This is a genomic window from Terrirhizobium terrae, assembly GCF_030323265.1.
Classification (GTDB): domain Bacteria; phylum Pseudomonadota; class Alphaproteobacteria; order Rhizobiales; family Rhizobiaceae; genus Neorhizobium.
Genome location: NZ_CP104992.1, coordinates 1,027,939 through 1,046,731, shown reverse-complemented (window position 1 = coordinate 1,046,731; position 18,793 = coordinate 1,027,939). Strand labels below are relative to the sequence as shown.

Annotated in this window: 18 protein-coding genes and 5 pseudogenes; 13 read left to right on the top strand and 10 right to left on the bottom strand. The window is 62.1% G+C overall.

What is annotated here, in order from left to right; all coding sequences use genetic code 11:
* The first annotated feature begins 69 nt into the window (after positions 1-69).
* The 3 genes and pseudogenes from typA (at position 70) to ppa (ending at position 3,268) form a co-directional block, all read left to right on the top strand.
* Positions 70-1,894: pseudogene (gene typA / locus N7E02_RS13145) on the top strand (translational GTPase TypA).
* A 202-nt stretch (positions 1,895-2,096) separates the two neighbouring features.
* A complete protein-coding gene (locus tag N7E02_RS13140) occupies positions 2,097-2,609 on the top strand; it encodes a GNAT family N-acetyltransferase (protein WP_286582395.1) in 513 nt (170 codons plus the stop codon).
* A gap of 125 nt (positions 2,610-2,734) precedes the next feature.
* Positions 2,735-3,268 (top strand): inorganic diphosphatase, encoded by a 534-nt coding sequence (gene ppa / locus N7E02_RS13135; RefSeq protein WP_286582394.1) that lies wholly within the window; start codon positions 2,735-2,737, stop codon positions 3,266-3,268.
* 3 nt (positions 3,269-3,271) lie between these two features.
* Here the strand turns inward: ppa and N7E02_RS13130 are convergent.
* Both N7E02_RS13130 and N7E02_RS13125 read right to left on the bottom strand, forming a co-directional pair.
* Positions 3,272-3,582: pseudogene (locus N7E02_RS13130) on the bottom strand (DUF167 domain-containing protein).
* On the bottom strand, positions 3,579-3,869 hold the full coding sequence (locus N7E02_RS13125) for a YggT family protein (RefSeq protein ID WP_286582392.1): 291 nt from the start codon (positions 3,867-3,869) through the stop codon (positions 3,579-3,581). Before N7E02_RS13125 ends, N7E02_RS13130 begins: the two are co-directional and overlap by 4 nt.
* Before the next feature lie 197 nt (positions 3,870-4,066).
* Between N7E02_RS13125 and N7E02_RS13120 the strand changes: the two genes are divergently transcribed.
* On the top strand, positions 4,067-5,305 hold the full coding sequence (locus N7E02_RS13120; RefSeq protein WP_286582391.1) for an MFS transporter: 1,239 nt from the start codon (positions 4,067-4,069) through the stop codon (positions 5,303-5,305).
* Here the strand turns inward: N7E02_RS13120 and N7E02_RS13115 are convergent.
* From N7E02_RS13115 to hemC, 7 genes and pseudogenes are all read right to left on the bottom strand, one after another.
* Positions 5,302-6,075, bottom strand: coding sequence for a glutamine amidotransferase (locus N7E02_RS13115; protein ID WP_286582389.1), 774 nt, complete (start codon positions 6,073-6,075; stop codon positions 5,302-5,304). The two genes, N7E02_RS13120 and N7E02_RS13115, sit on opposite strands and share 4 nt — an antisense overlap.
* A 10-nt stretch (positions 6,076-6,085) precedes the next feature.
* Complete coding sequence (locus tag N7E02_RS13110) at positions 6,086-6,553, bottom strand: tellurite resistance TerB family protein (protein WP_286582388.1); 468 nt, start codon at positions 6,551-6,553, stop codon at positions 6,086-6,088.
* Positions 6,554-6,576: 23 nt separating this feature from the next.
* Positions 6,577-8,206 (bottom strand): annotated as a pseudogene (locus tag N7E02_RS13105) (heme biosynthesis protein HemY).
* 15 nt (positions 8,207-8,221) lie between these two features.
* Positions 8,222-9,541, bottom strand: coding sequence for a COG4223 family protein (locus N7E02_RS13100; RefSeq protein ID WP_286582386.1), 1,320 nt, complete (start codon positions 9,539-9,541; stop codon positions 8,222-8,224).
* 173 nt (positions 9,542-9,714) lie between these two features.
* Complete coding sequence (locus N7E02_RS13095) at positions 9,715-10,203, bottom strand: uroporphyrinogen-III synthase (protein ID WP_286582384.1); 489 nt, start codon at positions 10,201-10,203, stop codon at positions 9,715-9,717.
* A complete protein-coding gene (locus N7E02_RS13090) occupies positions 10,094-10,423 on the bottom strand; it encodes a uroporphyrinogen-III synthase (RefSeq protein WP_286582382.1) in 330 nt (109 codons plus the stop codon). Before N7E02_RS13090 ends, N7E02_RS13095 begins: the two co-directional genes overlap by 110 nt.
* 3 nt (positions 10,424-10,426) lie before the next feature.
* Positions 10,427-11,355 (bottom strand): annotated as a pseudogene (gene hemC / locus N7E02_RS13085) (hydroxymethylbilane synthase).
* 82 nt (positions 11,356-11,437) lie between these two features.
* Here hemC and tsaD point away from each other — a divergent pair.
* The 5 genes and pseudogenes from tsaD (at position 11,438) to N7E02_RS13060 (ending at position 14,941) form a co-directional block, all read left to right on the top strand.
* Positions 11,438-12,533, top strand: a pseudogene (tsaD, locus tag N7E02_RS13080) (tRNA (adenosine(37)-N6)-threonylcarbamoyltransferase complex transferase subunit TsaD).
* Positions 12,530-13,513: an NAD(P)H-dependent glycerol-3-phosphate dehydrogenase gene (locus N7E02_RS13075; protein WP_286582381.1), complete on the top strand. Its 984-nt coding sequence runs from the start codon at positions 12,530-12,532 to the stop codon at positions 13,511-13,513. The pseudogene tsaD and the gene N7E02_RS13075 overlap by 4 nt, the downstream one beginning before the upstream one ends.
* 26 nt (positions 13,514-13,539) lie before the next feature.
* Positions 13,540-13,842, top strand: coding sequence for a YciI-like protein (locus N7E02_RS13070; RefSeq protein WP_286582379.1), 303 nt, complete (start codon positions 13,540-13,542; stop codon positions 13,840-13,842).
* Between the two features lie 3 nt (positions 13,843-13,845).
* On the top strand, positions 13,846-14,286 hold the full coding sequence (locus N7E02_RS13065; RefSeq protein WP_286582377.1) for an EVE domain-containing protein: 441 nt from the start codon (positions 13,846-13,848) through the stop codon (positions 14,284-14,286).
* Positions 14,287-14,296: 10 nt separating this feature from the next.
* Positions 14,297-14,941: a class I SAM-dependent methyltransferase gene (locus N7E02_RS13060; RefSeq protein WP_286582376.1), complete on the top strand. Its 645-nt coding sequence runs from the start codon at positions 14,297-14,299 to the stop codon at positions 14,939-14,941.
* A gap of 16 nt (positions 14,942-14,957) precedes the next feature.
* On the opposite strand, the gene N7E02_RS13055 is transcribed toward N7E02_RS13060, so the two are convergent.
* The gene (locus N7E02_RS13055; protein ID WP_286582375.1) at positions 14,958-15,404 is read right to left on the bottom strand and encodes a hypothetical protein; all 447 of its coding nucleotides are present in this window, start codon (positions 15,402-15,404) and stop codon (positions 14,958-14,960) included.
* A 281-nt stretch (positions 15,405-15,685) separates the two neighbouring features.
* Here N7E02_RS13055 and sdhC point away from each other — a divergent pair, with 281 nt between their 5' ends.
* The 4 genes from sdhC to N7E02_RS13035 are packed head-to-tail and all read left to right on the top strand — an operon-like array spanning position 15,686 to position 18,726.
* On the top strand, positions 15,686-16,075 hold the full coding sequence (gene sdhC / locus N7E02_RS13050) for a succinate dehydrogenase, cytochrome b556 subunit (protein WP_286582374.1): 390 nt from the start codon (positions 15,686-15,688) through the stop codon (positions 16,073-16,075).
* A 12-nt stretch (positions 16,076-16,087) separates the two neighbouring features.
* On the top strand, positions 16,088-16,468 hold the full coding sequence (gene sdhD / locus N7E02_RS13045; RefSeq protein WP_286582373.1) for a succinate dehydrogenase, hydrophobic membrane anchor protein: 381 nt from the start codon (positions 16,088-16,090) through the stop codon (positions 16,466-16,468).
* Positions 16,469-16,474: 6 nt separating this feature from the next.
* The gene (gene sdhA / locus N7E02_RS13040; RefSeq protein WP_286582372.1) at positions 16,475-18,334 is read left to right on the top strand and encodes a succinate dehydrogenase flavoprotein subunit; all 1,860 of its coding nucleotides are present in this window, start codon (positions 16,475-16,477) and stop codon (positions 18,332-18,334) included.
* Positions 18,334-18,726, top strand: coding sequence for a hypothetical protein (locus N7E02_RS13035; protein ID WP_286582370.1), 393 nt, complete (start codon positions 18,334-18,336; stop codon positions 18,724-18,726). The genes sdhA and N7E02_RS13035 overlap by 1 nt, the downstream gene beginning before the upstream one ends.
* Positions 18,727-18,793: the final 67 nt, after the last annotated feature.

The window sequence follows — 18,793 nt, the reverse complement described above, 5'->3', positions numbered from 1 at the left end:
GGTAAGAGCGCGCCAACGAAATTAGGCGCCTCCTCCCTTTTGCGCGCCCCAACTTCAGAGAACCCCAATATGGCACTTCGCAACATCGCGATCATCGCGCACGTTGACCATGGCAAAACGACCCTCGTTGACGAGCTCCTGAAGCAGTCCGGTTCGTTCCGCGAGAACCAGCGCGTTGCAGAACGCGTCATGGACTCCAACGACCTCGAAAAGGAACGCGGCATCACCATTCTTGCGAAGGCGACTTCGGTTGAATGGAAGGGCGTTCGCGTCAACATCGTCGACACCCCCGGCCACGCCGACTTCGGTGGCGAAGTCGAGCGCATTCTCTCGATGGTGGACGGCGCGATCGTTCTGGTCGACTCGTCTGAAGGCCCGATGCCGCAGACCAAGTTCGTCGTCGGCAAGGCGCTCAAGGTCGGCCTGAAGCCGATCGTCGCGATCAACAAGATCGACCGTCCGGACGGTCGCCACGAAGAAGTCATCAACGAAGTTTTCGACCTGTTCGCAAACCTCGATGCCACCGACGAACAGCTCGACTTCCCGATCCTTTACGGTTCGGGTCGTGACGGCTGGATGAACTTCAACCCGGAAGGCCCGAAGGACGAAGGCCTGGCGCCGCTGCTCGATCTCGTGCTGAAGCACGTTCCGGAGCCGAAGGTCGAAGAAGGTCCGTTCCGCATGATCGGCACGCTTCTCGAAGCCAACCCGTTCCTCGGCCGTATCATCACCGGTCGCGTCGCTTCCGGCTCGATCAAGCCGAACCAGGCCGTCAAGGTTCTGTCCCAGGACGGCAAGACGGTCGAAACCGGCCGTATCTCCAAGATCCTCGCATTCCGCGGCATCGAGCGTCAGCCGATCGAAGAAGCGATCGCGGGTGACATCGTCGCTATCGCCGGCCTCTCCAAGGGTACCGTCGCCGACACGTTCTGCGATCCGTCGGTCACCGACGCCATGCAGGCTCAGCCGATCGACCCGCCGACGGTCACCATGTCCTTCATCGTCAACGATTCGCCGCTCGCCGGCACCGAGGGCGACAAGGTTACCTCGCGCGTCATCCGTGACCGCCTGTTCAAGGAAGCCGAAGGCAACGTTGCGCTGAAGATCGAAGAAGCCGAAGGCAAGGATCTCGTTCTACGTATCCGGCCGCGGCGAACTTCAGCTTGCCGTTCTGATCGAAACCATGCGCCGCGAAGGCTTCGAGCTTGCCGTGTCGCGTCCGCGCGTCGTCATGCACAAGGACGAAACGACCGGCCAAACCATGGAGCCGATCGAAGAAGTCGTCATCGACGTCGATGAAGAACATTCCGGCGTCGTCGTGCAGAAGATGTCCGAGCGCAAGGCCGAGATGACCGAACTGCGTCCTTCGGGCGGCAGCCGCGTTCGTCTGAAGTTCCTCGCTCCGACCCGCGGCCTGATCGGTTACCAGTCGGAACTTTTGACCGACACGCGCGGCACGGCGATCATGAACCGCCTGTTCCACGACTACCAGCCTTACAAGGGCGAGATTGCCGGTCGTACCAATGGCGTTCTCCTGTCCAACCAGGCAGGCGAGGCGGTTGCCTATGCCATGTTCAACCTGGAAGACCGCGGTCCGATGATCATCGAGCCGGGCGACAAGGTCTACATGGGCATGATCATCGGTATTCATACCCGTGACAACGACCTCGAAGTCAACGTTCTCAAGGGCAAGCAGCTGACGAACATCCGTTCGGCCGGCAAGGACGAAGCCGTTCGCCTGACCCCGCCGATCCGCATGACGCTCGACCGCGCTCTCTCCTGGATCCAGGACGACGAGCTGATGGAAGTCACGCCGAAGTCGATCCGTCTTCGCAAGATCTATCTTGATGCGAACGACCGCAAGCGCTTCGACAAGTCGAAGGCAGCTCTTTAAAAGAGCAGCATTTCAATGCTTTCAAACCCCGGCAGCAATGCCGGGGTTTTTTCTTGTGTCCTCGCGTCGCTCAAGGCTTGTTACGAAGGTTAAAAAGGCGTTAACGTCACCGGCGTTGTCCCCATGAAAACCCTGTGGGCAATCCGTCTGGTTAATGGAAGATCAGTAGCGGGTTGGGCACGGCTGGACCTAAAGTTGCGTTATGAAGACGTTGTCGATCGATGTTCGGCGGGCTGATCCGCAAGACGCGCGAGCTATCTCGGAAGTGCACCGGGAAGCCTGGGCACAGGCCTATGCGGGTCTCATTCCGCATAAGCCTCTGACCCAGATGCTGGAGCGTCGCGGCGAGGGCTGGTGGCGCAAGGCAACCGATGGCCCGGCGACGTTGCTGGTTCTCGATGTCGCCGGCAAGATCGCCGGTTACGCGACGATCGGCCTCAACAGGGCGCGTGCGCTCCCCTATGACGGCGAGATCTACGAAATCTACCTACGTCCCGAATTTCAGGGCATCGGGCTTGGTCGCCGCCTGTTCGGCGAAAGCCGCAGGCTGCTGAAGTCGCTCGGTTGCGAAGGCCTCGTCGTCTGGTGCCTTGAAGACAGCGAGCATGCCAGCAGCTTTTTCCGTCGCCACGGCGGCGTGGATGCGGTCGAAGGCATGGAAGATTTTGGCGGTACCCAACTGCGCAAGCTCGGCTTCGTCTGGCCCGCAGCCTGACGTAATCTACTCGCCAAGAGCAAGATTCTGCCACATCTTACGTGCGCAATCAGAGACTTATTGCCTTGCCAGGCAATTCCCGCTATCGACGTTTTGATTGAAATTGAACCTGATTGAGGATCAAAATGCGTATCGATGCAATTTCCATTGGCAAGAACCCGCCGGAAGACGTCAACGTCATCGTTGAGGTTCCGGTCGGCGGCCAGCCCATCAAGTACGAGATGGACAAGGAAGCCGGCGCGCTGATCGTCGACCGTTTCCTCTACACACCGATGACCTATCCGGGCAATTACGGCTTCATCCCGCACACGCTGTCGGAAGACGGTGATCCGTGCGACGTCTTGATCTGCAATACCCGTCCGCTGGTGCCGGGTTGCGTCATCAACGTGCGCCCGGTCGGCGTGATGATCATGGAAGACGATGGCGGCAAGGACGAGAAGATCCTGGCTGTGCCGGTCCCGAAGCTGACCCAGCGTTACGACAAGGTCAAGAACTACACCGATCTGCCGGAAATCACGCTGAAGCAGATCGAGCACTTCTTCGAGCACTACAAGGATCTGGAACCCGGCAAGTGGGTGAAGATCGGCGGCTGGCAGGATGTGGATGTTGCCAAGCGTCTCATCACCGAGGCCATCGACCGCTACAAGGCCTCGAAGTAAGCTTCAGCCTTCGCTCAGGGCTCTGAGCCTTTCCGACAAATCCTCCGGGTCACCATCGATCCGGAGGATTTTTTACGCGCGGTTTCGCCGGAGATGAAACCGACGGCGCTTTTCGCAACTCGGAGTTTCTTGGAAAGAAGCGCGATCAGCGCCTTGTTGGCCTTGCCGTTCTCGGGCACGGCGGCGACGCGGGCTTTCAGGTGATCCTGGCCTTCGGCATCCGTCTCGATGCCGTCTATCGCGTCCCGTCCGCCGTTGGGTGTCAGGCGGACGGTCAGTCTTACATGGTCTGGAAAAGCGCTGAACGCGCTCACGCGACCATCGGATAGAGCGTCGTCCACATGAACGAACGCAGGAAGAAGATGATCAGAAGAACGATGATCGGCGAAATGTCGATGCCGCCGAGATTGGGCATGACACGGCGGATCGGCCGCAGTACCGGTTCGGTGACGTTGTAGAGGAACCGGCCGATAGCATTGACGAACTGGTTGCTCGAGTTGATGACGTTGAAGGCGTAAAGCCATGAGAAGATCGCGCTTGCGATCAGTATCCAGGTGTAGAGGTTCAAGGCCAGGTCAATGGTCTGAAACAGCGCGAGCATTCACGTCTCCAATTGCGTTACCGGGTCCGTCCTGCCAGGGCAGCAGCGAACGGGGCCGTAATTCCTAGTTGACAGACATGTAGACATTGGAGAACTAACGGGCAAGTGCCGCGTCCGCCGCGTCATACCCAATCTCGGCGGCATGTTTAACGCCAGTGGTTGCCAGTTGGCCCGAACGGGCTCCGAAAGATCTCTCGATGTCCATTCCCGCCGATGGCGACCGTTTCGCAGCTTTCCGACACTCTGCTTACACGCGGTTCTTCCTGTCCCGCTTTTTTGCCGCCTTCGCGATCCAGATCATCAGCGTCTCGGTCGGCTGGCAGATGTATGACGAGACGCGCAACCCGCTCTATCTCGGCCTGATCGGCCTCTTCCAGTTCCTGCCCTCGCTGCTGCTCATCCTTGTCACCGGCACCGTGGCAGACCGCTACAATCGCCGCATGATCATGGCGATCTGCATGGTGGTCGGGGCCGCATGCTCGGCGGCGCTGCTGGGCCTGACGATCACAGGCACGTTCTCGCCATGGATCGTCTTCGCCATCCTCGTCGTCTTCGGCATAGAGCGCGCCTTCATGGGGCCGGCGGTACAGTCGCTCGGCCCCAACCTCGTGCCGGAGCGGGATCTTGCCAATGCGGTCGCCTGGAATTCCTCGTCCTGGCAGACGGCATCCATCTTGGGTCCCGTCATGGGCGGCCTGCTCTACGGCCTCAGCGCCATGGCCGCCTATGGCGTCGCCTTCTTGCTGCTCGCGATCGCCGCGCTGCTGGTCTTCCTCATTCCGAAGCCCGCGCAGAGGACGTCGGCCACCAAGGTGGACCTCGAACATATCCTTGCCGGCTTCCGCTTCATCTCGCAGGAGAAGGTCGTGCTCGGCGCGATCTCGCTCGATCTCTTCGCCGTGCTTCTCGGAGGTGCGGTGGCGCTGATGCCGATCTTTGCGCGCGACATCCTGGATCTCGGCCCTTGGGGTCTCGGCCTGCTGCGCGCCGGTCCTGGTATCGGGGCGATCTTCGTGGCGATCTGGCTCGCCTTTCACCCGATCCGCCATCATGCGGGCCTCGCCATGTTCATCGGCGTCGGCTTCTTCGGTCTCGGCACTCTGATCTTCGGCCTGTCATCGACCCCGTGGCTGTCGATCGCGGCGCTGATGCTGATGGGCGCGGCCGACATGATCTCGGTGTATATCCGCGAGACGCTGATCGCGCTCTGGACGCCGGACGAGGTGCGCGGCCGTGTGAACGCCGTCAACATGGTCTTCGTCGGTGCCTCTAACGAGCTTGGCGAATTCCGCGCCGGCACGATGGCTCATGCCTTTGGCGCGGTTCCGGCGGTCGTCATCGGCGGCGTGGGCACGCTGGCGGTGACGGTAATCTGGGCGCTCGGCTTCTCAAAGCTGCGCCGCATCGACACGCTGGAAGCACCCGAACGCGCTTAGGCCGAGCGCAGATCAAAGGCGGGCTGACCGTTGGCGGCGTTCTTCGCCGCTGCCTCTTCGCGCAGGAAGACCAGATCGAGGAAATCCGACAGCCACGCTCTGAGCGGTGCGTCGAAGATCATCCGGCCTTCCAGATGCTCACGGCCCTGCTGGGCATTGGGTAGCGAAAAATGCTCGGCACCATGCACGACCCAGCGCTGCATCATGGCGCGGGTGAGTTCCGCGTGGAACTGCACGCCCCAGGCATTGTCGCCATAGCGGATCGCCTGGTGAGGATAGGCATCACCTTCCGCCAGCAATTTCGCGCCGCGTGGCACGTCGAAGCCTTCGCCGTGGAAGTGATAGACCATGTTCGGCCATTTCATCAGCGTGCGGCCCTGTTCGGTCGGGCGCAGGGGATACCAGCCGATCTCGGTCGTGCCCTTGCCATCCGCTTCGACCTTGCCGCCGAGATGGCGCACCATCATCTGGGCACCAAGGCATATGCCGAGATAGGGCTTGTTTTCCTTCAGCGGTACGCCGATCCATTCGATCTCTTGCTTGACGAAGGGATCGGGGGCATTGGCGCTCATCGGGCCGCCGAAGATAACGGCGCCGGAGTGATGGGCAAGCGTATCGGGCAGCGGATCTCCCAAAACCGGGCGGCGAATGTCGAGCGGAAAACCCTTCTCGATCAGCATCTGGCCAACGCGACCGGGCGAGGAAAGCTCCTGATGGAGAATGACGAGGATCGGCAGCCGGTCCGTCTTCCCGACGGGAAGCATCAGCATAGTCTAGTCCTTACTCTCCTCCCGCAAGCCGCGCGGCAGCCTCCTGCCGTTGCAGCACCCGGTCACGGGACGATACGCCCAAGAGATCCGCGATCCTCCAAATCACATGATCCTCGATCTCGCTCCGCTGGCCATCGGCATAAACGATGTCCCAGAGGATGCCGAGAAGCTCGACACGATCGTCCTCGTTCACCAGATGTCTTCTTAGATCGGAAGTGAAGCGGTAATAATCAACCGCCTCGCTGCCGGCGCGATGGCCGGTCTCGATCAGCGCCTTCAACTTGTCGTCGCTGAGGTCGTAGCGTTCGCGCAACAGATCACGAAACTTCTGCTGCTCTTTTGGCGAAACGTTGCCGTCCGCTTCCATGACCTGGAAACAGAGGGCCACGAAGGCGACGCGTGGATCATCCGGCGCGAATTCGCCGTCGTGATGGGATGAGGTCAGCGTGTGGAGAAAGGCCTGAATGCGGTCCAACATGGATAAGGCCTTGCCCCTTTTTGCTAGAACAGCCGCAGCCTCGTCTTGGTCTCGTCGGCGTTCTGATCCTTCACGCCCGGATCATCTGGCGGGCGCCCGAAAAATGGAACAGGTTCCTCGCCAGTTTCTTGCGTTTTGGCAGGTGGCGGCGCGGTTTTCTCCGGCGATGTTGTCTTTGCTGCAACAGCGTCGGTATCAGGGTGCGTCGCCGCAGGTGGTAGGGTGACCTTCGCCGGCTCAGCTTCTTCGGCGCGCGGCTTCGTTTCGACCGGTGCGACGGGCGGGCGGGGGCTGCTTTCCGTCACGGCGGGCAGGTTGGCGATCGCCTCATCGGCGGCGACCCTGCCTTCCACGACCGGGGCCTCCAGCTGGCTGAACGGCACCTTCCATTCGAAGGCATCGAGCTTGCCGCTGACCGGCGAGACCGGCAGCCAGTTTTCCGATACGAAACCGTCGGCGACCCAGGAGGGTCGCGCGGCGCACGCAGCGCCTGTTGCATCCAGTGGCGGATGCGGCCCTGGTCGCCCGTTTCGGCTTCCTCGATATCGGCGAGAAGCAGGTAGACGCGTTCGCTCGCCTCCATGCGGGCGGCTGCCTCTGCCCGGGCGCGGGCCTTGGCGAAATCCTGGGCGTCGAGCGCTGCCTGCGCCACGACCAGCAGGGATTCGAGATTGTTCGGGCGCAGTGCTTCCAGCTTCTCGGCGCGCTTCAGGCGGTCGAGCGTGCTGTCGCCGCTGCGGGCTCGGACATAGGTGCGGGCGATCTCCGGGTGGGGCGCAAGCTTCCAGACGCCTTCCAGCACGGAGGCCGCCTTGCGCACATTATCTTCGCGCAGATAGGCCTTGGCGGCGATGATTGCCGCAGGCACGAGATTCTAGCCAGCTTCAAAGCCGCCGTGGCGTCTTCCCGGGCCCCCTTCGGATCGCTTTCGAGGCGATCGCCGGCGCGGGCGGTGAGCAGGACCGCCTTGAGGCGATCTGCCTCCGACTTCGCGACGATGTTTGCAGCTCGCTGCTGGCCGAGCGTCTGCAGGGCCTCGTCCCAACGGGCCGACTGGCTCTGGGATTCAAGCGTCGCCTGCGATGCCCAGGGCAGATAGGGCGCGTGTTCGACGGCACGTTCGGCATATTGCCGTGCGGCCTCGTTGGCGCCGAGACGACGGGCTTCCATGTAGAGGCCGCGCAGGCCGAGTTCGCGCGTTTCGGGGTCGTCGGCCATGCTCTCGAACTTGGCGCGGGCGTCATCATACTTGCCCTCGATCAGCGCCGTCTGGGCATCGAGCAAGTGGATCAATGGCTCCTGATCGGCACTCAGCAGGCCGCGGGTGCGGATGCTCATCTTGCGGGCCAGCAGTGAATTGCCGGCGCCGGCGGCGATAAGGCCGGTCGACAGTGCCTGATAGCCACGATCACGCTTGCGGGCGCGAAAATAGCGGCGCACCAAATAGGGCGAGGTCCAGATCACGCCGATAATCCACCAGAGCAGCATGACGGCGCCGATCAGTGCCACCAGCACAGTGGCGGCAACCATAAGGCTCGTTTCGATCAGGTGGTCCTGCCAGGTGATGGACAGCAGGCCAGGGCGATCGGCGAGCCAGGAAAAGCCCCAACCGAGACCGAGGATGATGATGAGGAAGATGAAAAGCCTGATCATTCCGTTATTCCGTCCTCACCCTTGCGTGCCGGCAATCGCGCGGGTCAGAGCCCCACCGACGAGATTTTCCACCTGGATACGGGCATCGAGCTCCTGCTTGAACTCCTGGGATGCCGCCTTTGCCGCATCGGGCAGCGTATCCCACTCGCGCGCGGCGGCAGGCAGGTCGCCCGAGCGCAGCCGGTCTTCGAAGCGCGCGACGATCGCATCCGGCGTGTCGCCCTCGACATCGCCGACCCGGCGCACCTTCACCACCGACATGGCGGACGACAGAAGCCGCGAGGCGATGCCTTCGTTGGGATCGGGCTGAGAGACGGCGTCGATCATGCTGTTGGCGACGCTCGATGCCTGGCGTTGCAGCTCGGTGCGCGACAGGACGCCCTTCGTGGCGAAGGGCTGGAGTTCGGCAATCGCCTGGTCTCCGCCCGAAACCGTCTCATAGGTCCGCAGCTCGGCCTCGAAGGAGCCGCCGCGGTCGATGGCGCCCTTGAGCGCTGCAGCGGCAACGGCGCGCGCCGCCTGCTGCTCGGGGCCACGGTCGTTGATCTGCGCTTCCGCCTGTTGCAGGCGGCCGGCATTGGCCTCCGTGGCAGACTTGATGGTGGAGAGTTCGCTTTCCAATGCCGCAAGACGCTGCGTCATGGCCTCATCCGGCGCACCGGTCGACGTGTTGCTTTCGAGCGTGGCCACGCGGCCTTCAAGGTCGGCACCGGATGTGTCGGCCGGGCGGTTCGCAAGCGCTGCGACTTCCTGACGAAGCGACGCGAGTTCGGCCGAGACGTTAGCATCGCTCGAGGATGACGATGCGCCGCCGGGTATGAAGCCGGCATATTGCATGCTGCCGGCAAGCAGAAGCGCGACGAGGCCGCCGAAAATGCCGGCTGCGACCAATGTAGACGTTGCCGGAGCGGCGCGCTGGGCGGGCTTTGCTTCGGGCTGGGGCCGGCGGGTGGAAAAGGATTGCGAAGGTCGCTCTTCGGGTTTCGGCCCAGACGGCTGCTCGTTCTTCCTTTCCGGAGAAGGTTTCTGCTCGGAGGCTTTAGCCGGTTCGGGCTTTGCCGCAGTTTGGGTCGGCGCCTCCGGTTGCGATTTGCTCACTGGATCCGGCTCGTCGAAGCGTGGGGTCTCCGCCTTGGCGCTCTCCGCCTCGGCGCTCTTCGCCGTCATCGACGCGGGCTCATCGAAGCGTGGCGTTTCCGCCTTGGGCATTTCTGTCTCGGTGCCCTTGTTGATGACCGGCTCAGTAGACGGAGATGCCGCAGTGGTTTCGGCCGTATCCTGCTCGGCTGCGGGTATCACGTCGTCCGTGTCGTTGGCGCGCACCGGTTCTGCCACCGCGGGCGTTTCTTCCGCGGTCAGGTCGATCGTGACCGGTTCCTTGTTGGCTTTGGACCGGCGCGGTGGTTTTCGGGGACCATCTCGACCTCTTCGTTACCTGTGTTGCTTAAAACCTAGTTGGTGCCCCCTCGGAAGGAAAGGGGCGGACCGGCAATTTGGAAAATGGCTGGCTAAAGAAGCGTCAACAAAGCGTCTTCGCTCGGTGTTTTGGCCACGCGAATATGGCGGCTATATTCGGCAGGTACGCCGGCAGCTGTCCTGTCGCTCATGCAGAGTATCTGCATGTCGTACAAGGCTTCTGCATGGGGCGTGGCGAGATCGAAAAAGCGCTGTGCGTTTTCCCGGGAATAGAGAAGCACGGCTTCGGGCCTAGACGTCACCAATATGTCTGCGAGGTCTGCACGCTGGTATTCGACCGGGACCATTTCGTAGACCTCGGTGATCCGCACGTAGAGCCTCAGCGCGTCGAGTCGCTCCTCGAAAGTCTGCGCTCTCGGCCGGCCAGCGAGATAAAGAATTCCTCGCCGAGATCGACACTCGAGCCGGCAATCAGGTCGGCAAGATCCTCTCCGTCGCCTGCTCCGGCATGGACTTCGCCGAAGCCTGCCGAACGCGCGGCTGCGGCTGTCGCATCGCCGACGGCGAAAAGGGCTTTTCAATGTCGATGCTAGGCCGGATTTCAGTTGCTGCGATCGCGCGCAAAGCCTCGGCGCTGGTCACCGCCAGTGCCGCATAGGGCGTGCGAAAAGCTTCCGCAGCCGCTTGCGGGTGATGCACCGCTTCACTCAGCGGCATCAGAACCGGCTCGTGGCCCATGGAGATCAGCCGCTCGGCGGTGCGGGCGGCGGAGAGTTTCGGGCGGGTGACGAGGACCCGCAAGGGTCAGCTCCAGCTGTCGAAGAATTCGGTGCCGGCGGCGGCACGGACGGCTTCGCCTGCCTGACGGCCGAGTGCCTCGGCATCTGCCCGCTTGCCTTCGGTCTCGATCGCATGCTCGCGACGGCCATCCGGCGTCAGGATCAGGCCGGAGAATTTTAGCGCCTCGCCATCGCAGATCGCGAAGCCGCCGATCGGGGTGCGACAGGAGCCGTCGAGGGCCGCCAGGAAGGCGCGCTCGCAGGTGACGGCATCATAGGTCGGGCGATCGTTGATCGGAGCGACAAGATCGTCGATCCGTTTGTCGCCCATACGGCTTTCAACGCAGATCGCGCCCTGGGCCGGGGCCGGGGGAAATCGGCGGGGTCGAGCAGTTCAGTGACGACGTTTTCCATGGCGAGGCGCTTGAGGCCTGCATAGGCAAGCAGCGTCGCATCGACATGGCCCTCGTTGAGCTTGCGCAGCCGGGTGCCGACAGAGCCGCGGAAGATGGTCACCTCGATATCCGGCCGCAGGCGGCGGATCAGTGCCTGGCGGCGCAGCGAGGCGGAACCGACGACGGCACCGTTCGGAAGCGCCATCAGGCTCGGCGCGGTGCGGCCGATGACGGCATCGCGAAAATCCTCGCGCGGCAGATAGGCGGAGATATAGAGCCCGTCCGGCAATTTTGTCGGCATGTCCTTCGACGAATGCACGGCGATATCCAGTTCGCCGGATTGCAGTTGCTCTTCCAGTTCCTGGGTGAACAGGCCCTTGCCGCCGATTTCGGACAGTGCGCGGTCGGTGATGCGGTCGCCGGTCGTCGACAGGACGACGATCTCGAACATCTCTTCCGGCAGGCCATGGGCCGCCATCAGCCGGGCGCGGGTCTCGGCTGCCTGGGCAAGCGCAAGCGGGCTGCCCCTGGTGCCGATCCGGAAAGGTTTTGTTTGCATCCGTCTCAATCCGTTGTTACCGGAAGCTCTCGTAGACCGGATCATTCGGCATCGCAATAAAATCGCAGTGAACGAGAGGGCAATGGCGCCATTTCTCCGCATCCTCGGCATTGAAACAAGCTGCGACGAAACCGCCGCAGCCGTTGTCGCGCGGCATGAAGACGGCCGCGGCGAGGTGCTCTCCGACGTCGTTTTGTCGCAGCTCGACGAACACAGCGCCTATGGCGGCGTGGTGCCGGAAATCGCCGCCCGCGCCCATGTGGAGGCGTTGGACGAACTGATCGAGGAAGCACTGGCGCGCGCCAATGTCAGCCTGGACGAGGTGGATGCGATCGCCGCCACCTCTGGCCCCGGCCTGATCGGCGGGCTTCTCGTCGGCCTGATGACGGCCAAGGCGATCGCCCGCGTCTCCGGCAAGCCGCTGATGGCGATCAACCATCTCGAAGGCCATGCGCTGACGGCGCGGCTGACGGACGGGCTTTCCTTCCCTATCTTATGCTGCTCGTCTCCGGCGGCCACACCCAGCTGATCCTGGTGCGCGGCGTCGGCGAATACGAGCGCTGGGGCACGACGATCGATGACGCGCTGGGCGAGGCTTTCGACAAGACGGCAAAGCTGCTCGGCCTGCCTTATCCGGGTGGTCCCGCCGTCGAGAAGGCCGCACAATCCGGCGATCCTGATCGGTTCTCGTTGCCGCGACCGCTCGTCGGCGAGGCGCGGCTCGATTTTCCTTCTCGGGTCTCAAGACCGCCGTCCGGCAGGCTGCGACCGAGATCGCGCCGCTGCCGGAGCAGGATATCGCCGATATCTGCGCCTCGTTCCAGAAGGCGGTGTCGCGGACACTCAGGGATCGGATCGGACGCGGGCTTGCGCGGTTCAAGGCGGAATTCACAGGGCTGGATAACGAGCCGGCGCTGGTCGTGGCCGGTGGCGTTGCCGCCAATCAGGAGCTTCGGCGTACGCTGCAGGCACTTTGCCTGGAACACGGTTTCCGCTTCATCGCGCCGCCGCTTCGTCTCTGCACCGACAATGCGGCGATGATCGCATGGGCCGGGCTCGAACGGCTGGCGGAAGATTTTCCGGCCGATGAAATGAGTGTCGCGCCGCGCTCGCGCTGGCCGTTGGACAGCGCGGCAAAGACATTGCTGGGATCCGGCAAGCGGGGAGCCAAGGCATGAGCAACGAACGGATCGCCGTCATCGGGTCTGGCGCATTCGGCACCGCGCTCGCCTGCGTCTTCGCGCTGGAGGCCCGGCATCCGGTGACGCTGGTCGGCCGCCGGCCGGACCTGATGAGCGACCTGCGCGAAGACCGCGTTCATGACGCGGCGCTGCCGGGCGTGCCTCTTCCCGACAATCTCGCCTTTTCCGCCGAGCCGGATGCCGTGGCCGAGGCGTCCATCGTGCTCTTCGCCATGCCGTCGAGAGCGCAGATGGATGCGGCGCGTCACTACGGTCCGTATCTGTCGAAGGACGCGGCTGTCGTCGTCTGCGCCAAGGGCCTCGACCGGTCCGAGCGGTTACTCACTGAGGTCGTGTCTGCTGCACTGCCAGATGCGGGCATGGCGGTTCTCTCCGGCCCTGGCTTTGCCGCCGATATCGCCCGTGGCCTGCCGACGGCGATGGCACTCGGTGCGCAGGATCTGGCGCTGGCCGAAAGGCTGGCGAATGTGCTTTCCGGCCGCACCTTCCGGCTCTATGCCTCGTCCGACGTCGTCGGCGTCCAGCTCGGTGGCGCGTTGAAGAATGTGCTGGCGATCGCCTGTGGCATCGTCGAAGGCGCTGGGCTCGGCGATTCCGCCCGCGCGGCGCTGATCTCCCGGGGCCTGGCCGAAATGTCGCGTCTGGTCGAGGCGATGGGCGGCAATGCAGATACAGTGCGCGGGCTTTCCGGGCTCGGTGATCTCGTGCTGACCGGCACCAGCCATCAGTCTCGCAATCTGCGTTTCGGCATTTCCATCGGGCAGGGCGAACCGGCTCAGACGGCCGGTGGGCCGCTTGTCGAGGGCGCCTATGCCGCCTCCGTCGCCGCCCGGCTTGGTCGCAAGCATTCCGTCGATCTGCCGATCACCGAAGCCGTCGCCGCGATCATCGATGGCCGGCTCGATGTGATGACGGCGATGGAGCAGTTGATGACCCGCCCGATCAAGGCCGAATAGAAATTTGATTTTTGAGGAGAGACCCGATGCTGTTTGCCTTTCTCTGCACCGACAAGCCCGGCCACCTGCAGGTTCGCATGGACACCCGTCCGACGCATCTGGAGCATCTGAACAAGCTCAATGCCGAAGGCACGCTGAAATTTGCCGGACCCTTCCTCGATGACGAAGGCAAGCCGAACGGCAGTCTCGTGGTTGTCGAAGCCGCCGATATCGCCGCTGCCCGCACGATCGCCGAGGCCGATCCCTATTATCTCGCCGGCCTGTTCGAGAAGGTCGAGGTGAAGGCGTGGAACTGGGTGTTCAACAACCCGGCCAACGAGGCAAAGTGATCGATGGCGTACTGGCTTTACAAATCCGAGCCGAATGTCTGGTCCTGGGAGCAGCAGAAGGCAAAGGGTGATGCGGGCGAGGAATGGACCGGCGTGCGCAACTACCAGGCGCGCAACAACATGCGGGCCATGAAGATCGGTGACAAGGGCTTCTTCTACCACTCCAACGAGGGGCTGGAGATCGTCGGGATCGTCGAGGTCTGCGCCCTGTCGCATCCGGATAGTTCGGCCAAGGGCGATCCGAAATGGGATTGCGTCGATATCCGCGCCGTGACCGACATGCCGAAGCCGATCACGCTGAAGGACATCAAGGCGAACCCGAAGTTCGAGAAGATGTCGCTCGTTACCTCAATGCGCTTGTCGGTTCAGCCAGTGACCGAAGAGGAATATCTCGAGATCTGCCGTCTCGGCGGTCTCGACAATCCGCCGAAATCCCCGGCCTGAGCCTGCCACCTTGAAGACCGATCCGAAGGCCTTCATTCTCGAAAACACCGACCTCATGCGGCCGCCGCATGTGCCGGAAATCGAACTCCATCTGGCAACCGAGGCCCATGACCTCTGGCTGAAGACGGAGGAGGACCTGGTAGCAATCGGCCTGCCACCACCGTTCTGGGCCTTCGCCTGGGCCGGCGGGCAGGGGCTTGCTCGTTACATTCTCGATAACGCCCAAGCGGTTGCCGGCAAGCGCGTGCTCGATTTCGCCAGCGGTTCCGGACTTGTGGCGATCGCGGCGAAGCTTGCCGGTGCATCAGATGTGCTGGCGGCGGATATCGATCCCTGGACGGCAACTGCAGTGGCGCTGAATGCGGCGCGGAACGAGGCCGAGCTCGGCTTTACCGGTGAGAACCAAGTGGGGCGGTCGGTCGAAGCCGATGTCGTGCTGGCCGGCGACGTTTTCTACGACCGCGACTTTGCGGCGGCGCTGGTGCCGTGGTTCACGATGCTGGCGGCTGAGGGCAAGACGGTTCTGGTCGGCGATCCGGGGCGCAGCTATCTGCCGAAGAGTCGACTGGAAGAACTCGCCGTCTATCAGGTGTCGGTCACGCGGGCGCTGGAGGACAGCGAGGTGAAGAAGACGACGGTGTGGCGGTTCCTTTAGTCAGGAAAGCGCCTTCTCAATTCCCGCCACGGATGACGCAGACGCCCATTTCAAAGGTACAGCCGTTGGTGGCCGCGAAGTTCTGATCGGTCATGGCCTTGTTCACGTCGATGATCTTGGCTCTCGGTGCCGGGATCATCGTGTTATCCTGTCCGGCATCGGATCCCCAGTAGCCACCGTCGCTGTAGAAGATGACGCCGCCGGACACGAAGCCGATCGAGCTGCCCTCGCTGCCCTTCGATCTCGAAGCCGTCACCACTCGGCTTGCACCGCCGAGAGACCTATCCGAAAGCATGTTGAGACGGTTGCGGCCGAAATGGTGGCCGTGGCCATGGTGAGGCCCGTAGTAACCGGGGGCGCCGTGGCCGTGACCCGGCCAGCGATCGCGGGCGGAAGCGCCTGTCGCCAACAGGGCAAATAGAGCAATGGCAGCAAGGACAGGCTTCATACGATTCGCGATCATGGCGAACTCCGGGAATCATGGTTAACCGGAAGTTAACACGATCTGGCCGAAAACAAATGTACGGCAACCAAATCTTTGGATTTCTTGGTTAACGTGCCGCGACGAAATGTCCGGGTGGTTGCCACTTGAAAGTCACAATCGATTAAATTCGGGCTCACTTGGAATTGTTCTTGTCGTCTTCGAAATCGAAGATTAAACCGGGCCGATGATGCAATGCACATTTTCTCGGCATGGTGCATTGCCGGGCGCCCGCCCGCTTTAGACGACGCCGCGAGGTAATGATGGCGAATGTAACGAATAACCGGCCCCTGTCGCCGCATCTGCAAATCTACAAGCCAATTCCCACCATGGTCATGTCGATCGTCCACCGCATCACCGGTGGCGCGCTGGCCGTCGGCACGATCCTTCTGGCCTGGTGGCTGGTTGCTGCCGCCTCGGGCAAGGAATATTTCGACTGGATCAGCTGGCTGTTCGGTACCTGGATCGGGCTGCTCGTCCTGTTCGGCTATACCTGGGCGCTCGTCCATCACATGCTGGGTGGCATGCGTCACTTCATGTGGGACATGGGCCACGGCTTCGACAAGCATTTCACCACCAAGCTGGCGGTTGCGCTGCCGATCGTCTCGATCTGTCTGACCGTGGTGATCTGGATCGTCGGCCTGGCGATCTGAGGGGATAAAATCATGGATATGCGTACGCCGCTCGGCAAGGTCCGCGGCCTCGGCTCCGCCAAGGATGGTACCGAGCACTTCTGGGTTCAGCGGATGTCGGCCGTGGCCATGGTGCCGCTCGCCATCTTCTTCATCATCTTCCTGATCCGTTATGCCGGCGCTCCCTATGAGGAAGTCGTGGGCGCGCTGTCGAACCCGATCGTCGCCGTCCTCTTCGGCATGATGGTCATCGCGGGTCTCGTGCACATGCGCATCGGCATCCAGGAAATCATCGTCGACTACGTGCATCACGAGGGCCTGAAATTCCTCGTCCTGATGCTCAACACCTTCTTTGCAATGCTGATCGGTGGCCTCTGTCTTTTCGCCGTTCTGAAAATTGCGTTCGCAGGATAATCCGTCATGGCATCCGTAACACCTATCGCTCCGAACGGAGCAAATCAGAACGGCAAGGCATATAATTACGTCGACCACTCCTATGACGTCATCGTCGTAGGTGCCGGCGGCGCAGGTCTGCGCGCCACGCTCGGCATGGCCGAACAGGGTTTCAAGACTGCCTGCATCACCAAGGTCTTCCCGACCCGCTCGCATACCGTCGCGGCGCAGGGCGGTATTGCCGCTTCGCTGCAGAACATGACGCCGGATAGCTGGCAGTGGCACCTCTATGACACCGTCAAGGGTTCCGACTGGCTCGGCGATGTCGACGCCATGCAGTACATGGTCATGGAAGCGCCCAAGGCCGTCTACGAACTCGAACACTATGGCGTGCCTTTCTCCCGTAACGAGGAAGGCAAGATCTACCAGCGTCCGTTCGGCGGCCACATGCAGAACTTTGGTGCCGGCCCGCCGGTGCAGCGCACCTGCGCCGCTGCCGACCGCACCGGTCACGCCATCCTGCACACGCTCTATGGCCAGTCGCTGCGCAACAATGCCGAGTTCTTCATCGAGTATTTCGCGCTCGACCTGATCATGTCGGATGATGGCAGCCGTTGCGAAGGCGTCGTTGCCTGGAACCTCGACGACGGCACGATCCATCGCTTCGCCGCCAAGATGGTGGTTCTGGCGACCGGCGGTTACGGCCGCGCCTACTTCTCGGCAACCTCCGCCCATACCTGCACCGGCGACGGTGGTGGCATGGTGGCGCGTGCCGGCCTGCCGATGCAGGACATGGAATTCGTTCAGTTTCACCCGACCGGCATCTACGGTTCGGGCTGTCTGATCACCGAAGGCGCACGCGGTGAAGGCGGTTACCTCGTCAATTCCGAGGGCGAGCGCTTCATGGAACGCTATGCCCCTTCGGCGAAGGACCTTGCCTCGCGTGACGTCGTCTCGCGCTGCATGACGATGGAAATCCGTGAAGGCCGCGGCGTCGGCAAGAACAAGGACCACATCTTCCTGCATCTCGACCATCTCGATCCGGCCGTGCTGCATGAGCGTCTTCCGGGCATTTCGGGATCGGCAAAGATCTTTGCCGGCGTCGATGTCACCCGCGAGCCGATCCCGGTCCTGCCGACCGTTCACTACAACATGGGCGGCATCCCGACGAACTATTGGGGCGAAGTGCTCAATGCCGACAGCGACAATCCGGAGCGCATCCTGCCCGGCCTGATGGCCGTCGGTGAGGCGGGCTGTGCCTCGGTTCACGGTGCCAATCGTCTCGGCTCCAACTCGCTGATCGACCTCGTGGTCTTCGGCCGCGCCGCCGCTATCCGCGCCGGCCAGGTCATCGACCGCGAAAGCCCGATCCCGGCCTTGAACGTAGCTGCCTGCGACAAGATCATGGATCGCTTCGACAACCTGCGCTATGCCAAGGGCGGCACGCCTACCGCTGTCCTGCGCGACAAGATGCAGCGCGCCATGCAGGATGATGCTGCAGTGTTCCGCACGCAGGAATCGCTGGAATCCGGCTGCAAGCGTCTCTCCGCGATCTGGAGCGAGATGAAGGACATCAAGGTCACCGACCGTTCGATGATCTGGAACTCCGATCTCGTCGAGACGCTCGAGCTGCACAACCTGATGGCCAACGCCATCCTGACCGTCTACGGCGCCGAGGCCCGCAAGGAAAGCCGCGGTTCCCACGCCCGTGAGGACTACACCGAGGGCGCATTCGCCGGCCGCGACGACGTGAACTGGCGCAAGCATACGCTCGCATGGGTCAACGATGCCGGCGACGTGAAGCTCGACTACCGCCCGGTCCACACGGACCTGATCGCCGACGGCATCGATCCTTACAAGATCGAGCCCAAGGCTCGCGTGTACTAGTGTTTGAGGCCGAAAGCATAAGCAGAGAAAGTGGCGAGCCTGTTGGTTCAAGAGAACTGCAGGCCGCATTTCCTGTTTTCATGCAAAAGGATTTCGAAGGTTCCGTTAATAACGCGGCGTACCAAGTCGGGATTGATAAAAATTATCCTTCTCGGTTGCGAAAGATGATCAGCGCTTCGATTCTAACATATCAGCTTAATAACAAGTCCGTTGATTACGTCCTGCGGCGCTATTTGGCTGACAAGGATTACGAAGAGAAACCTTCCTCTCGGTTGGACCGAGAGTTCCGCAAAGCTTGTCTTGAGCAGGTAGAGTTTTTTCAGGCCGCGCTTAAGGTCTACCCTCTCTTACCCAACGAGAACCTAAGGTGGGTGAGTGGATCGGCGATTTGACCGCTATTAGAATGGGTTACAGCTTGCAGCGAGCTTTCGGTGAAGCTGATAGAGGAGCTCTTTTGAA

Excerpts from the sequence above, each read along its gene's own strand:
- ppa (WP_286582394.1), top strand. The coding sequence starts at position 2,735 with ATGCGTATCGATGCAATTTCCATTGGCAAGAACCCGCCGGAAGACGTC.
- N7E02_RS13065 (WP_286582377.1), top strand. The coding sequence starts at position 13,846 with ATGGCGTACTGGCTTTACAAATCCGAGCCGAATGTCTGGTCCTGGGAG.
- N7E02_RS13120 (WP_286582391.1), top strand. The coding sequence starts at position 4,067 with ATGTCCATTCCCGCCGATGGCGACCGTTTCGCAGCTTTCCGACACTCT.
- sdhA (WP_286582372.1), top strand. The coding sequence starts at position 16,475 with ATGGCATCCGTAACACCTATCGCTCCGAACGGAGCAAATCAGAACGGC.
- sdhC (WP_286582374.1), top strand. The coding sequence starts at position 15,686 with ATGGCGAATGTAACGAATAACCGGCCCCTGTCGCCGCATCTGCAAATC.
- N7E02_RS13125 (WP_286582392.1), bottom strand. The coding sequence starts at position 3,869 with ATGCTCGCGCTGTTTCAGACCATTGACCTGGCCTTGAACCTCTACACC.
- N7E02_RS13110 (WP_286582388.1), bottom strand. The coding sequence starts at position 6,553 with ATGTTGGACCGCATTCAGGCCTTTCTCCACACGCTGACCTCATCCCAT.
- sdhD (WP_286582373.1), top strand. The coding sequence starts at position 16,088 with ATGGATATGCGTACGCCGCTCGGCAAGGTCCGCGGCCTCGGCTCCGCC.
- N7E02_RS13115 (WP_286582389.1), bottom strand. The coding sequence starts at position 6,075 with ATGCTGATGCTTCCCGTCGGGAAGACGGACCGGCTGCCGATCCTCGTC.
- N7E02_RS13070 (WP_286582379.1), top strand. The coding sequence starts at position 13,540 with ATGCTGTTTGCCTTTCTCTGCACCGACAAGCCCGGCCACCTGCAGGTT.
- N7E02_RS13055 (WP_286582375.1), bottom strand. The coding sequence starts at position 15,404 with ATGATCGCGAATCGTATGAAGCCTGTCCTTGCTGCCATTGCTCTATTT.
- N7E02_RS13075 (WP_286582381.1), top strand. The coding sequence starts at position 12,530 with ATGAGCAACGAACGGATCGCCGTCATCGGGTCTGGCGCATTCGGCACC.
- N7E02_RS13140 (WP_286582395.1), top strand. The coding sequence starts at position 2,097 with ATGAAGACGTTGTCGATCGATGTTCGGCGGGCTGATCCGCAAGACGCG.